Below are 14,133 nucleotides of genomic sequence, written 5' to 3'. Positions count from 1 at the left end.
GGCGATACCACCGGCAAGCGCATTTTCAGGTCCCCGTGTGTCGAAACTGCGTGTCCGGTCTGCGCCACCGCCCACTGATCGCTGCCTCCATGCCTGCTGGTCGGCCGTCCACCGGGAAAACAGAACCGTGCCCGGACAACGTTCCGACCGTGCGGGGAAAGGCTGGCTTCCATGCCCGGCCTGACAGGAGAGCGCTTCTGCCTCGTTCTTCCCGGCTCGCATCCAAGGATGCAATGTCCTGTCGGTCCGCGGTGCCCGCGGGGTTCTGCCATGGACGATGCGCCCGCACGGGCCTGCCGGGCTACGGCATCCCGGGCAAGCAACCGCATTTTTCTGAAGAACTGCTCTCATCTGACAAGCACCGGGGCCGTGCAGTTCGAGTAATTGATCTGACAGTCGCGCCCGCCATTGTGTTCGCTGCAAAGCGGCAACGCCGCGAGGGTCGCAGCCTCGATGGTGGCTCCGGCCCGATAGACCGCACTCGAGCCGCTGGACGTGTCGATCGGCTCAGCCGCCACTGCGCATTGATGCTCGTACTCCAGAACCGGTCTGCATTGCTGCCCTCCCATTGCCTTGCACTGCGCGAGCGCAGCACGCCGCGCAGCCCGTTTCGATGGCTGGCCTGTCGTCGTGCCGACGTAACCGGTGGCCGGATCCTCTGCCAGTGCACCCCACGTCAACTTCCAGCGTGGCTGGCGCTGGGCTTCCGGCGCAGCGTCGACCTCATCCGGCAGGCAGAGCGCGCTTCCCGGAATCGCCCCGTACGGACACGCTGTCTGCGCGGGCGCCCCCGCGGCGAAGCAGGCGATCGCAGAAACAACGAACGCCGCGAACACTTTTGTGCGCATCATTCTCCCCCGCGGTGGCGCACCGTCAGGCATGAAGACATACAGTGCGGCAATCCGCCACACTGGTCCGATTCGATGCTGGAAGATCGGCGCCATCGTCCCTGTTCCTACTCTGGCCGGAACGGAAAACGCACGGTTCAAGTAGATGGTGCTGCATCGCTTGCCGAGATTCCCTTCCTCGCATTGCGTCAACGAGTCCACCCCAGCGGACAAGCATGCGCACCCACCTCCTGACTGCGCACCCACCTCGTCCCGAAATGCGAAGCTCATCTGACAAGCACCGGGGCCGTGCAGTTCGAATAGTTGACCTGGCAGTCTCGGCCAGCGTTGTGCGTCTTGCACAGTGGCAGCGCAGCAACGGTTGCTGCTTCGACCGTGGGTCCGGCCTGGTAGATCGCACCCGAGCCGTTGGAGGTGTCGATCGCCTCGGCCACCACGGCGCACTGGTTTTCGTATTCCAGAACGGATTTGCAGTTGCGCCCGCCCATGTTCGCGCAGTTCGCGAGTGCGGCGCGGCGAGCAGCCCGTTTCGAAGGCTGGCCGGTCGTCGTGCCGACGTAACCGGTGGCCGGATCCTCCGCCATCGCACCCCACGTCAACTTCCAGCGTGGCTGGCGCTGGGCTTCCGGGGCGGCCTCGACCTCATCCGGCAGGCAGAGCGCGCTTCCCGGAATCGCCCCGTACGGACACGCTGTCTGCGCGGGCGCCTCCGCGGCGAAACAGGTGATCACGGAAACAACGAGCGCCACCCATACCTTGCCCATCACGCACCTCCGCACTTCCGCTGTCGGGCCCTGGCAGACACCGGCGAACCACGACGCCTCCTCCACACCAAACTGACTCTGTGCTGGAAAAACGGTGCCATCGTCCCTGTTCCTATCTGACCCGCACGGAAAGCGCACAGTTCGAATAGATGACGCTGCACCGCTTGCCGGGATTTCCTTCCTCGCATTGCGTCAAGGCGAGATTGGCAGCCTGGTCCGCGGTCGCGGCGTAGCGATGCGAGGTGTACCGCGCCTGCTCGCTCGGCGGCGGCTCGGCGATCACTGCGCATTGATTGGCGTACATGATGGTGATCGCGCAGTTCCGCCCCCCCATCTGCCTGCACTTGCCCAGTGCCTCCCTTCTAGCGGCCGACTTCGTCGGCCGACCTGGCGATGTGCCGGCGACGCCTTCATCGGGATCGTAGGCGATCGCTCCCCAGTTGGATCTCCAACGTACCTGATTCTGCTGCACTGGCTGTTCGTCAACCATCTCATCCGGAAGACACAGGGCACTCCCTGGAACAGCGCCATACGGACAGGCCGTCTGCGCCTGGGAGACCCCGGCCGCAACACATAGCAATACAAAAAGAACGCCCTTCGTCATCTGCCCTCCATGCGTGGCAGCGAACCGTCCCTCTGTTCAGACCATGTCGCCACGATGCCACGCATGAGCGACTTCATCGAGCAGACCAAGGGTCGCCTTGATTGACCAGACGCGCCGCCCGGAGACCTGAGTTTCATCTTATGAGAACGGGTGCCGTGCAGTTCGAGTATCCGACCTCACAAATCCCACCACCGTTTCCCTCCGAGCAGTTACGAAGCGATTTGGCTTTTGCCTCATCAACGGTCGCCGCGCTCACATAGGACATCACTGCGTCGGATACCATTTCGCCCGAAAGCAAAGCGACCGCCACACATTGATTCTCGTAAGAGAACGAAACCTCGCAATTCTTGCCACCCATCTCGCGACATCGCTTCAGCGCTGCGCGTTCCGCCAAGCGCTTGGACATCTGTGCAGTGGAAGTTCCAACAACGGATCCACCTTTGTCCGCTGCCAATGCGCCCCATGTGGTTTTCCATCGCGCGGCTCGCTGGGGCGGCGCCTCGACCTCTTCATCCGGCAAGCAGAGCGCGCTTCCGGGTATGGCCCCATAAGGGCAGGCGGTCTGCGCGGAAGCTGCTACAGCCGTAAGCGCAATCGAAAGGAAAGCGACGGCTTTGGATAGAGCCCTCACCCGAAACTCCTTACGTTCGTGTCGGCCGGACTTCTTTCCCGCCCGGCCGTCGCCGGAGCCGGCGCCACCGGTACCGCGCCGGAACCGGGCTGCCCCGGCACGGCCGGCTTCATCTGCCGGCCGAAGGCGCTGTGCGGCATGAAGTGGCCCAGCGTGCCCTGGAAGAACGACGCCGCCATCGTCGGCACCGTGATCAGGAACATCGTCATCAGCAGGCCGAGGCCGCCCTGCATCATCGCCATGCTGTTGACGCCATTGGGCGAGGCGCCGATCGCCATGGCCGCCAGATACTGCGCGGCGAACGAAGCCGCGACGGCCGTGAGCAGTTTGGTGATCATGGCCACGCTGAAACTGAGCACGGCCAGCGAGAACATCGTTCCCACCCCGTACCAGACCCATTTCGGGAACATGTTCTTGGTCTGTTCGAATCCCAGACAGAGGATGAAGAAGGGTCCGAGACCGACGAACAGCGCCAGGCCCATCTTGTACATGAGCAGCAGTGCGCCGCCGACCATCGAGGGCCCGGCCACGCCGACACCGGTGAACCACATGTTGCGGGTCTTCGCGTCCTGCAGCGTCTCGTCCCAGTTGACGTACAGCGCATCGATGGCGGTCATCGCGACCTCCATCTGGACCAGGCTGTCGTCGATGGCGCGCTCCGGACCTTCGTCCTTGCCGGTGACCAGGATGTTGACCGAACGCGGCAGGTCGTCGGCCAGGAAGCGATGGATGTTGCTGCTGCCCAGCGCGAACGTGGTGGCCACGGTGATCAGCAGCACCCACTTCAGCGAGCCGACGACCAGATTCATCATGTACTGGCGCGACTGGCCGGTCACGATGCGGTACCCCTGCAGCAGGATCCACAGGGTCAGCAGCGTGAATGCCACACCGCCGACCCAGGACCCCAGGCGGCCCATCAGGTTGTCGCGGAAGATGTTGATCTCCTCGCCGACCCACTCGAACACCGCGGTGAAGAACGCCCAGCGTTCCGCACCGCCGATCAACGCATGGATGCCGCGCAGCATCTCCAGCGCACCATCATCGAAAGCCACCATGTAGGGCATGGAGATCACCGGATCCGCGGTTCGTCAGAAGTTGTAGTGCCTGCGCGACTGCGCCGCATCCAGGGCCGCGTCCAGCGCGATGCCGCCGACCAGACCGGTGATCAGGCTGCCGATCCCGCCACCACTGCCCTTGTTGCCCTCGAGCGCGTGCTGGGACATGGTCTTGCTCATCTGGTTCAGATAGTTGAGGCGCGCGGCGTACGCATCCATGTAGGTACGCTGCTGCTGGCGATCGATCTCCATCTGCGACATCAGCAGCAGCACGCGGTTGGTGTTGTCGTGCAGTTTGCCGGTCTCGTGCGCGCCGAAGCCGGCACGCTGCTGCTTGAGCTGGTCCAGGTACTGCTGGCGCTTCCTGGTCAGCTCGAACATCTTCACCGAGTACTGGTACTGGGCGATCTCGGTCTGGTGGATCTCCTTGCACAGCTGCCACTGCTGCTGGGCGACGGGAGCCGATCCCGGCGTCGGGCAGCGGGTGTCTTCGTCCATCGTCACCGAGGCACTGGCGTTCTCGTCGTCCAGCGTCAGCTTGGGATCCTCGGCGGCCTTGGTCCCCTCGCTGTCGGCCTTGAACTGGTTGATCCGCTGCTGGTCGTAGATCTCACGCAGGCGGCGGTTGACGTCACCTTCGCCGATCCTGCCTTCGATCGATTTCAGGGTACGTCTGGCCTCACGATCCTGCACATACCATTCGGCCTGCACGGGAAGCGCGGTGACGAGCGCCACTGCCGCGCACGACACGACTGCCAGGCGATGTTTCCGCAAGTTTCGGCTGTTCATCTGCTCCTCCTCGTTACGCTCAGTTCGACACGTTGCTGACGCCGCGACCGGGGCGTTCCCGGTCCTGGCGCTCCGACTTCGGTGACTCCCGCCTGCTGTGCGAGCCCTTGCGTTCCTGCTGGAACCGCGGCAGCCACTGTTCGGGGGACAGGTCGCCCCTGTCGATGCCGCTCGCCGACGCCTCCTCCTCGACGATACGGTGCATGATCTCGATGTTGTCGGTGCTGGCCGAGATGACCGCCAGCGCGTCGTCCATGCCGCGCAGGTTGAGCTGGCACACCGTCGAGGCGTGACCCTGCTTGACCAGGAAGCAGCGGGAGCGCTCGTCCAGGCTGCGGATCACCTCGAACTCGGCATCGGTCAGCTTCAGGCCGTCGATGTAGTCCTCGCGCGCGGCGTTCGGATTCGGCAGCAGGATCAGGGTCGCGGTCTGTTCGATCAGCGCCGCCGAGATGTCGCTCGCCAGCGCATCCTCCGGACTCTGGGTGGCGAAGATGCCCAGGCCGTTCTGCTTCCGGATGGTCTTCTGCTTGTTCTTGGCGAATTCCTTGAGCGCGCCGCCACCGTCGAGGATCTTCCAGAACTCGTCCATCACGTAGATCAGCCGCCTGCCGTCGATCAGCTCCTCGAGACGATGCAGCAGATAGTTGATGACCGGCACCCGGACCTCGGCATTGTCGATCACCTCGGTGTAGTCGAAGCCGATGATGCTGGCCCGCTCCAGGTCGATGATGTCGACCGGATTGTCGAAGACCCAGCCCAGCGCGTTGCCCGCTGTCCATTTGCGCAGACGCGCGTACAGGCCGTCGTCGCCCATGTTGGGCAGGCTCTTCTGGAAATTGGTCATCGAACGCAGGTGCGGCGGCATGTCGAGCATGTTCTCCACCGTGCGGAAGATGTCCTCGTCCTCGCGCGCGGTGTAATGCGTCTTGCCGGCCAGCACCTTGATCAGGCCGGCCAGGAACTGCACGTTCGCATCGCTGCGCTCGCACTGGAACGGATTGAATCCGGTCGGCTGTCCGTTCTCCAGCGCCAGGTAATTGCCGCCGCAGGCGCGCACGAAGATCTCGGCGCCACGGTCCTTGTCGAAGAAGAAGATGGTCGGCACCGGATCGAACTTCTGCACCTGGCTCAGCAGGAAGTTGATCAGGGCGGTCTTGCCGGTGCCGGACTTGCCGATCACCATCGTGTTGGCGATCGCCTTCTCGCCCAGCGAGTCCTCGGCCGGATGCGTGGCGTGGAAGTTGAAGTAGTAAGGCTGCCCGTTGGTGGTCTGCAGCACGGTCACCGCCTCGCCCCAGGGATTGTTGTGGCGCTTGCCGGTGGCGAAGTTGTGCAGCGGGGACAGGCCCAGGAAGTTCAGCGAACTGACGTTCGCCAGGCGCGTGCGGTACTTCCAGTTCCCCGGCAGCTGCGAGTAGAACGACGAGCTCACGGCCAGGTCTTCCTTCGCGGAAACGAAGCCGGCATTGGAAAGTTCGGCGCGCGCGCTGGCGATGTTCTGCGACAGGCGCTGCTGGTCATCGGCGTACAGCGCCATGATGAAGTGGTACTCCCCCATCACGAAGTTGCCGGACGCCACCTGGTCCATCGCGTGGTCCAGCTCGACCACCTGGCTGACCGCCTTGTCGCCGGAGGAGATCATCATGCCCTTGGTGCGCTCCAGGATCTTCAGCGCGTCCTGGCGCCCCATCGGACTGAAGGAATGGGTGATGACGTACTCGAAGTCCAGGTACTTCAGCCCGTTGAGGATGCCCGGCCACGTGCCGTCGGTGTATTCCTTGATGTTGAGGATCGCGCCGAAGTGGTTGCCGCCGCCCGGCGCGGTGACCACGTAGTCGCCGGTCTTGGTCGAGAACATGTGCCGGCTGACCGCGAGATAGTCGCAGACCGGCGCGCGCAGCACCGGCACCGGCTCGCTGATGCGGTTGACGACGTAGGCGAAGAACTCCAGCGTCTCGGAGAACACCACGCCGTTTCCGGTTTCGTACATCCCCAGCCGCACCGGAGCGTAGTCCTTCAGCACCGCTTCGACGTTGCCCGCCAGCTCCATCAGCTTGGCCACCGCCTGGTCCTGCTCGACCTGCAGCCGTGCGATGTCGGCCGAACGCTCGACCAGCTTCTTGCCCAGTACGATCGGGCGGTACAGCATGGTCAGATACAGCTCGTTCTGCATGATCTTCTGCGAGGACAGCGCCTCGAAGTACGCGTCGGACAGGTCCTGGTTGAACGCCTGCCTGAACTGCCCGCTGGCGCGGATGCTGCCGCGGCGTCGGATGTCGTGGACCCAGAAGGCGACGTTCACGAAATCCGGCGCGCGCAGCGTCTGCAGCATCCGGTTGAACGTGTTGTGCCGGTGCTCGAGCTCCCATTCCTCCCTGCCCACGAACGGCAGGCCGTCCAGACGCCAGGTCAGCAGGAAGTCGCCGCCGGTCGTCTTGACCACGTGCGGGGACACGTGCGACGAGAAGGGAATGAACTCGGCGATGGAGGTGTCTGGCGCCAGCATGCGGCTATCGGTCCGGTGTGGTGTCGTGGAACTGCCTGCGGTAGTCGTTGGGTGTCAGCACCCACATACCACCGTGACGCTGAACGTTCCTGACCCGCAGCCTGAACATCAGGCGCAGCCCGATCAGGCGGAAGATCATCTCGTCGCGCCTGGCCATCTGCCGCATCACGAAGATCACGACGGGCAGCAGCAGCAGGAAGAACATGTTGGCGTAGAACGTCAGCAGCAGGCATCCGCCTGCCGCGAACGTGAAGGGCACGTACGGCACGCCCATGAACATGGGCGGCCGCGTGCATCCCCGGAACAGCGCGTTCTTATGCATAGGGCATCTGGGTCATGACCTGCTCCAGCAGCATGCTGGTGGACGTCACGCTCTCGGGCAGAAGCATCTTGGTGATCTGCGCGGCCGCACCGATCAGGAAGCCGCCGATCAGGACCGGCGCCACGTCGCCGATGCGCTTGTGGTTGAAGGCGATCTGGTAGCCCGAGAAGATCACCGCGATGGTGACGATGGCCACCGATGCCACATCGAGCAGGCCGTTGAGATTGGTGAAGAACGAGTTGACGCGGGTGCTGGCGCCGCTGACGTCCTGGGCGAATGCCAGTTCCGGCATCGCGACCAGCGCGACGCACACGGCCGCCAGCGCGGCGGCGTTGATGACCTGCTTGGGGGAAGCGTGGGTGTTGTCCATCTGAAGCCTCGTCTATGGAGTGGATGCGGTGGTGCCGGCGGCCGTCCGTGGCCGGTGTCGCTGGAACAACGCTAGAACACGAATGCGGCGTCGCGTTCCGGTTGGGCAGGTGCGGTCCTCGCACCTGCAGGGGACGTGGGTGCCGCCGGTGCGGCGGACGCCGGCCGCGCGCCCATCAACTGCACGGTGACTGGCGCATCCGAGGCCGACGCCAGCTGCGCCGGTACTGCGGCGCCCGGTGCTGCCGGCAACGCGGCGACCACGACAGGGGACGCGGCCTGCATCTGCGCGGGAGCTGGCGGGGCGATGCTGGCGGCCGCGGCGACGGGCTGGCGCCGGCTGGCGGGCGCGGGACCGCTGGCTTCGAGCACCCGCCGCGACACGGCCGCCGGCACCCGCGGCGTGGTCGCCACGCCGGTGGCGCCACGCTGTCGGTCGATCACCTGGATCGGTGCGACCGGAGCGCCGGCCGGCTGCGCGCCGCGCCATGAGGCCTGCACCTTCTGCACGTAACCATGGCGGAAGCCGGTCTCGAAGTTGCCCGAGTAGTAGCAGCTCAGCGCCTTGCCCCAGTCGTTGCCGGCGCGCTGGTAGCACTCGGCGAGGATGCGCGAACCCGCCTTCAGGTTCGGGCAGACTTCGAAGGCCTTCTCGAACTCGGCCAGGCCGTGGCGCGCCAGGTTGTGGCGATTGACCTGGGCCAGGCCCAGCGAGAAGTTGTAGCCGTTCTGCTCGAGCATGCGTGCGGTGGACACCGCCTCGGGCAGGTTCTGCGGCTGACGCGCGAGGCGGCCGCCGACGACGCCGATCGCATAGGGATTGAAAGAGGACTCGACGCGCACGACGTGCTGCATGACCTCGGCGGGAACCGCCAGGTCGGTGCATCCCATCAGCTCCATGCCAGGCAGCATCGTCAGCCTCCTTTCCTGTGGAACGCCACCGGGCGCGTCATGGTGCGTGTATGTCGGGTCCGCATGCGCATCCGCTCCTCAGGCCGCCAGCGCGCGGGCTGGATCGAAGTCGATGCCGGTGATGTAGCGACGCCCGGCATGCGCCTTGATGTGCACGACGATGTCGATGGTCAGCATCAGCAGCCGCTTGATCACCGCGAACTCCAGGCCCGAGCCCTCCGCCGAGGCCTTGACCATCAGCGCCAGCTGGTCCCAGGCCTGCGCGGTGCTGCCGGCGTGGCAGCTGGTGATCGATCCCGGGTGACCGGAGGCGCAGTTGCGGATGAAGTAGAACGATTCGTCGCCGCGCAGCTCGGCCAGGATGATCCGGTCCGGCTTCATGCGCAGGCAGGCCTCCATGCAGCTCTTGGCGGTGATGTTGCTGGCGCTCTGCCCGCCCTTCGAGTACAGCAGATGGACCACGTTGGGCTGGCTGAGGAAGAGTTCGCGCGCATCCTCGATGGTGATCAGCCGTTCCTGGTCGGAAATGTGGTTGACCAGCGACTTCATGAAGGTGGTCTTGCCGCTGCCGGTGGCGCCTGCGACGACGATGTTCTTGTGGTAATGCACCGCCTTCCTGAAGAACTCGCCGTACTGGCGGCTGCGACGCAGCTCGAGCAGCTCCTGGTCGTGCTCGGGAACGGTCTGGCCCTGCTCCAGGATCTGGTCGAAGAAGCCGTCCTGCTCGTACTGCTCCAGGCTCTTGCTGAACCTGGCCGGCAGGCGGATGGTGATCGACACCTTGCCGGCATCGCAGGCTGGCGGGATCACGAACTGGGCACGCTGCCCGGTCGGAAAGGTCAGCGACACCATCGGATCGGCGTCGGTCACGCGCTGGCCGGTGTTGCTCTCGTTGACCACCGACGTGCAGAACTGGCGGGCGCGCTCGAAGGTCAGCGAAGGCACCTCGCGCCGCTCCCAGCCGTCGCGCGTCTCCAGATAGAGCTCACCGGGCCGGTTGATGCAGATTTCGGTCACATGGGCCGACTGCATGTGCTCGTGGATGCCCAGCACCTGGTACTGGTAGTCCAGGAACTCGCTGGAGACCTTGGCCGGGATCGCGACGCCGCCGTCCATCGTCATGCGCCTCAGCGGACCACCGCGGAGAAGTCCACGTCGCGCGCGACATAGACGTTGAGCATCGTGCCCTGGTTGATCGTCACCGTCGGCGGACGCGCCATGTTGCGCTCCATGGCCAGGTTGGCCATGCGCTCCATCGTCCGTGCCGTGGTGCTCTCGTACGGGTTCTGCACGATCACCCCGCTGCCGTAGCCGTACGACGGCTCACCATGCTTGGCGCCGGCGTACTTGAACGCATCGCTGAGCATGCTCAGCAGCAGCGCCGAGCTGATCCGCTGGCCCCAGTGCGCGGTGTAGTGGCCCTCGTTGCCGGCCGAGCCGAGCGCATCGACGCCCGGGCTGCGCATGTTGATGTCCAGGCCGGTGGGCGTGGTGATGCGGTCCCAGACGATCGCCGCGCGGTCGCCCACGATGGAATCCGAGCCATACGTGCCCTGCACCCGCGAGCCGCGCGGCAGCAGCAGGCGGCGGCCGTTCACCGAGTACACCGGCTCGGTCACCACGCAGGAGGTGTAGCCGGGGAAATCGGTGATGACCCGCGACTGCAGCACGCAGCGGATGTAGGTGCCACGCAGCAGCAGGGTATCGGGCTTGTACAGCGGCTGCGCGCTGGTCGCGCCGGTGGCCGGCGCCTCCATGACCGAACGCTGCATGTCCTCGCCGGCACCGGCGCCGGCACCGCTGCCGGGCATCATGCTCTCCATCAGGTCGCCGCCACCGCCGCCCACGTCGGCCAGCCGGCGCTCGAGCAGCGTCGGCGGCCGCTGCTGCATGAAATCAGTGCCGGACATGCCCATCATCGAGCCGGTCGGGTCCGGATCCTCGATCACCGGAAGCGGCGGAAGCTCGGGCATCGGCGGCGGCACCGGCTGCGCAGGCGGCAGCTCGGGCAGGTCGCGCGGCGCGGCGGGAATGACCACCTGCTCACTGGCCTGCTGGCGTGGGCGCTCGTCCTCGCTGGACAGCCCGCCACCGGCGATCCACGCGACGATGGCCACCAGCAGCACCACGATGCCGCCGAGGAAGACCAGCGCCTTGCGGTTCAGCCGCTGCACGTCGGCGGAGTTCAGGTAGGGCGCATCGGCATCCAGATCGGGCGCCTGCCGCCCCTGGTAGGGATTGGCGGCCGGCTGGTGCGGGCGCTCGACGCCATGTTCGTCACGGTGGTCGGGAGGTGTCGTGCTCACAGTTCCGGACTCCTGCGCAGGCCGATCACGTTCTTTCCGTGACGGATCACCAGATAGGGATAGGTGCCGTGGACCACGATGGTGTCGCCCTCCACGGTCGAATTGACGACGAACTCGTCTCCGTTCTCGCTCTCGCGGGCGAACACGGCGGGGAAGTTGCCGCTGGGGAAGCGCGTCCTGTCGCCCATCCTGATGTAGGTGAAGCGCCGGTCGTCGTACACCATCGACGGCACCAGCCACTCCGGCTGCCGCTTGTGCCGCGAATAGTCGTAGCCGAAGTGGTAGCTGCGGTCCGGCTGGATCTCGGTGCTCAGCTCGGCCGCCGGCTCCTGCTCGACCGCACCGGCGAACCGGGTATCGCTGGGATAGGTGAAGCGCACCTTGTACTGCACGCCGGCCGCCTTGGCCTGGTCCAGCGCACGCCAGTCGGTGGCGACGACCCTAAGTTCGAAAATGTAGGAATGCGCTGCGGTACGCACCATGAGGTTGGTGTCGACGTCGACGTTGCGCGGCTTGACGTAGAACACGTTCTCGCGCCGGCTGATTTCCCAGCCCCCGCTGAAGCCGGTGCCGTAGTCGAGCACCTCTTCATGCGGACTCAGCTCGATCTGGGTGGTGATGCCCAGCCCGGTACGGACCTGGTAGATCGCATCGGGCTTGTACTCGTACTCCTCGACCACCTGGGCGACGGCGGGTGCTGCCACGCACCAGGCCAGCGCCAGGATGGCGAGCCGGAACGGCAGGAACGAGCGTGTGCGGCGACTCATGGACGGGTGCGCTCCATTGTTCGTCAATTGGTTTCGGACTGTTCGGCCGGCTGGGGCATGCTCGGCACCACGTCCGCGGGCATCGCGCCTGCCGCGGCCGGATCGACCGGAGCAGGTGCGGCAGGGACCGTGCCGGGCGGCAGCGCGGCCGGGCCGGGAGCCGACGGCGCGGGTGCAGCAGGCGCCGGTGTCGTCGGGGCCGGGAACTCGCGTTCCGGGCTCGGCGCGGTCGCGTAATCGTTGTCGACCCGGTAATTCACGACGCGGAAACCGAGCGGATTGAGCAACCGCAGTTCCTCGCTCATCTCGATGTCCGGGTTGTAGGTGAACTCGAGCGTGGCGATCTTGCTGTCCAGCGGCTCGGAGGCGCCGCGCCCCTTGTCGTAGAGGGCGCGCTGGAAGCGCACCGTCGCACCGGTCGGGCGGCGCCCTTCCCCACCGCCCACCAGGACGATGCTCAGGATGCGCACGCGCACCGCGCGGGTCGCGCCGTAAAGCCGGAACGGCCGTTCCGGATTGGATTCGGCATGCAGCGCCATGTACGCCGGCGCCACTCCGGGGCCGGCCATGGACAGCGTGGTCTGCCAGTTGCGCTGGCCGATCAGCCCCGAATCATAGGCTTCGCGAGACAGCACGAACTGGGCGACGTTGCTCTTGTTGATCGCCTCCTCGGTGGTCACGTCGCGCTCGTGGAAATCGCCGGTCAGGCGCGCCACGGTGGCCGTACCCGTGTACGGGTCGGCCATCACCAGGTAGGGCACCTTCTCCTTCAGCGGCAGGAAGATGAAGTAGCCACCAGCGAGGATCAGCGACATCGCGACCGAGCACCAGGCGACGGTCCAGGCCCGCCGTTCGCTGCGGCGCGAGCGGTCGGCAAGCGTGAGCTCGTAGCTCACGCCCTGGGCGACGGCGCGCTCGATGTCGGGGGACGCGGTCTTCTTTCCGAACATGCAGGACTCCGTCTCAGCCGCCGGCCGGTGCGGTACCGGTCTCGACGGTGGATGCCTGCGGGGCCTCGGACTGTGCCTGGCTGACGACGATCCGTGACTGCATCGCGTCGACGCGGACGCCCTGCTGGGCGTAGGCGGACGTGAGCGCGGCGGCCGCCTGCTGCAGGCTGGTCGTACGGATCTGGGCGACCGGCGCATGCAGCGTGTAGTCGTTCGGATGCTGGTAGGCCAGCGTGACCTTGGCATCCTTCGCCCAGCGCGCGAGCAGCGTCTTCAGCGTGCCGTCGGCTGGAGACACCTGGTAGACGTATGCCTGCTGCAGCGGAATGGCCTGCGGCACCTCCGCGTACTGACTCAGCGGACGCCAGCGGCCCTGTACGTCGGGCGCATCGGGCGTCGCGCATCCGACACCGGCCGCAGCCAGCGCCACGACGCCCAGGCGAAGCAGACTGTTGATCAATGCAGTACGTCTCACGTGCTCTCCATCGAAAATGATCGACAACAAGGCTCCACACCGCCTGAGTCCAGGCAGCACCGCCAACCGATTTCATCTTCACTGCAAGGATGGGATCCCCATCCGATCGAGCTTGCGCGCACCGCTTTCGAGCCGATACGCGTTACGTCCTTTCCCGTGCCGCCTGACTCACCCAACCAGGAACTGCGACCGCGGATCCAACCGACCAGCAAAAGGTGGATGACCGCATGGCGAGCGAATATATGCAGCGCTCGAGAAGAGCGTCAACATCAAAACTGTTACATCCGAAGCGTCCCGGAAAACACACGCGGCATTCACGGATTCGATACTTCACACATCACTCACATTCACCGTGAGCAGTTCAAGAAGGTGAAGAAATCATCATGAAATGCGGGGGTTCTGGAAATGGATCGATTTCGCGACACGATGCATCCGCAAACGTGATGCGCTTCCTGAATTTTCATCGCCGACCATACGCGGCACGCGCAGCTGATCGAAGTGAAGTGGCGGACACCGCGCGCTCCGTACGTTTCATGCGCGATGCGTACAAGATTCATGAGTGTCGTCAATGGAAACATTTCACCGCCATCATCGACGTCTCTCGCCTGCGACCTCCACACCGACGTCACATCACGCAGGCATCACAAGCGTGACCGCGCGTTCAGGGTGAAAGTGCAGAAACGCGACCACGGTCACCCGCGAGATGAATGTTTGCGCAACACGGACCGGCCATCACACGCTGCGTCACGCATGAAGCGCGCGATCACGCACATCCATTCACCATGTACGCGTTCATCCGGGTGCGCAGCAGCGCGCAGGACTGGCAAGATTG

At 65.2% G+C, this 14,133-nt stretch carries 15 protein-coding genes; all 15 read right to left on the bottom strand.

Features of this window, described 5'->3' with window-relative positions; genetic code table 11:
- Nucleotides 1-347: 347 nt before the first annotated feature.
- Complete coding sequence (locus tag IB242_RS03565) at nt 348-944, bottom strand: DUF4189 domain-containing protein (RefSeq protein WP_192275932.1); 597 nt, start codon at nt 942-944, stop codon at nt 348-350.
- Nucleotides 945-1,114: 170 nt separating this feature from the next.
- Nucleotides 1,115-1,612 carry a DUF4189 domain-containing protein gene (locus IB242_RS03560; RefSeq protein ID WP_192275930.1) on the bottom strand — a complete coding sequence of 166 codons (498 nt, stop codon included), beginning with the start codon at nt 1,610-1,612 and terminating at the stop codon, nt 1,115-1,117.
- Between the two features lie 112 nt (nt 1,613-1,724).
- The gene (locus tag IB242_RS03555; RefSeq protein ID WP_192275928.1) at nt 1,725-2,216 is read right to left on the bottom strand and encodes a DUF4189 domain-containing protein; all 492 of its coding nucleotides are present in this window, start codon (nt 2,214-2,216) and stop codon (nt 1,725-1,727) included.
- Nucleotides 2,217-2,349: 133 nt separating this feature from the next.
- Complete coding sequence (locus IB242_RS20805; protein WP_192275926.1) at nt 2,350-2,847, bottom strand: DUF4189 domain-containing protein; 498 nt, start codon at nt 2,845-2,847, stop codon at nt 2,350-2,352.
- A complete protein-coding gene (locus IB242_RS03545; RefSeq protein WP_192275924.1) occupies nt 2,844-3,902 on the bottom strand; it encodes a type IV secretion system protein in 1,059 nt (352 codons plus the stop codon). Before IB242_RS03545 ends, IB242_RS20805 begins: the two co-directional genes overlap by 4 nt.
- Before the next feature lie 33 nt (nt 3,903-3,935).
- Nucleotides 3,936-4,613 (bottom strand): hypothetical protein, encoded by a 678-nt coding sequence (locus IB242_RS03540; RefSeq protein WP_192275922.1) that lies wholly within the window; start codon nt 4,611-4,613, stop codon nt 3,936-3,938.
- 97 nt (nt 4,614-4,710) lie between these two features.
- Nucleotides 4,711-7,200 (bottom strand): VirB4 family type IV secretion/conjugal transfer ATPase, encoded by a 2,490-nt coding sequence (locus IB242_RS03535; RefSeq protein ID WP_192275920.1) that lies wholly within the window; start codon nt 7,198-7,200, stop codon nt 4,711-4,713.
- 4 nt (nt 7,201-7,204) lie between these two features.
- Nucleotides 7,205-7,522, bottom strand: coding sequence for a VirB3 family type IV secretion system protein (locus tag IB242_RS03530; protein ID WP_192275918.1), 318 nt, complete (start codon nt 7,520-7,522; stop codon nt 7,205-7,207).
- Nucleotides 7,515-7,892 carry a TrbC/VirB2 family protein gene (locus IB242_RS03525; RefSeq protein ID WP_192275916.1) on the bottom strand — a complete coding sequence of 126 codons (378 nt, stop codon included), beginning with the start codon at nt 7,890-7,892 and terminating at the stop codon, nt 7,515-7,517. Before IB242_RS03525 ends, IB242_RS03530 begins: the two co-directional genes overlap by 8 nt.
- A 71-nt stretch (nt 7,893-7,963) precedes the next feature.
- Nucleotides 7,964-8,791 (bottom strand): lytic transglycosylase domain-containing protein, encoded by an 828-nt coding sequence (locus IB242_RS20800; RefSeq protein WP_192277685.1) that lies wholly within the window; start codon nt 8,789-8,791, stop codon nt 7,964-7,966.
- Between the two features lie 90 nt (nt 8,792-8,881).
- Nucleotides 8,882-9,919 carry a P-type DNA transfer ATPase VirB11 gene (virB11, locus tag IB242_RS03515; protein WP_192277683.1) on the bottom strand — a complete coding sequence of 346 codons (1,038 nt, stop codon included), beginning with the start codon at nt 9,917-9,919 and terminating at the stop codon, nt 8,882-8,884.
- Between the two features lie 11 nt (nt 9,920-9,930).
- On the bottom strand, nt 9,931-11,109 hold the full coding sequence (locus tag IB242_RS20795; RefSeq protein WP_192275914.1) for a TrbI/VirB10 family protein: 1,179 nt from the start codon (nt 11,107-11,109) through the stop codon (nt 9,931-9,933).
- Nucleotides 11,106-11,876: a TrbG/VirB9 family P-type conjugative transfer protein gene (locus IB242_RS03505; protein WP_192275913.1), complete on the bottom strand. Its 771-nt coding sequence runs from the start codon at nt 11,874-11,876 to the stop codon at nt 11,106-11,108. The genes IB242_RS20795 and IB242_RS03505 overlap by 4 nt, the downstream gene beginning before the upstream one ends.
- 23 nt (nt 11,877-11,899) lie before the next feature.
- Nucleotides 11,900-12,826, bottom strand: a complete 927-nt coding sequence (locus IB242_RS03500; RefSeq protein WP_192275912.1) for a type IV secretion system protein — start codon at nt 12,824-12,826, stop codon at nt 11,900-11,902.
- Nucleotides 12,827-12,839: 13 nt separating this feature from the next.
- Complete coding sequence (locus tag IB242_RS03495) at nt 12,840-13,301, bottom strand: TcpQ domain-containing protein (RefSeq protein ID WP_343237079.1); 462 nt, start codon at nt 13,299-13,301, stop codon at nt 12,840-12,842.
- Between the last annotated feature and the right edge of the window lie 832 nt (nt 13,302-14,133).

The organism is Xanthomonas sp. XNM01, from assembly GCF_014851915.1.
In the GTDB taxonomy this organism is placed as follows: domain Bacteria; phylum Pseudomonadota; class Gammaproteobacteria; order Xanthomonadales; family Xanthomonadaceae; genus Pseudoxanthomonas.
This window is presented reverse-complemented; position numbering and strand designations above follow the sequence as displayed.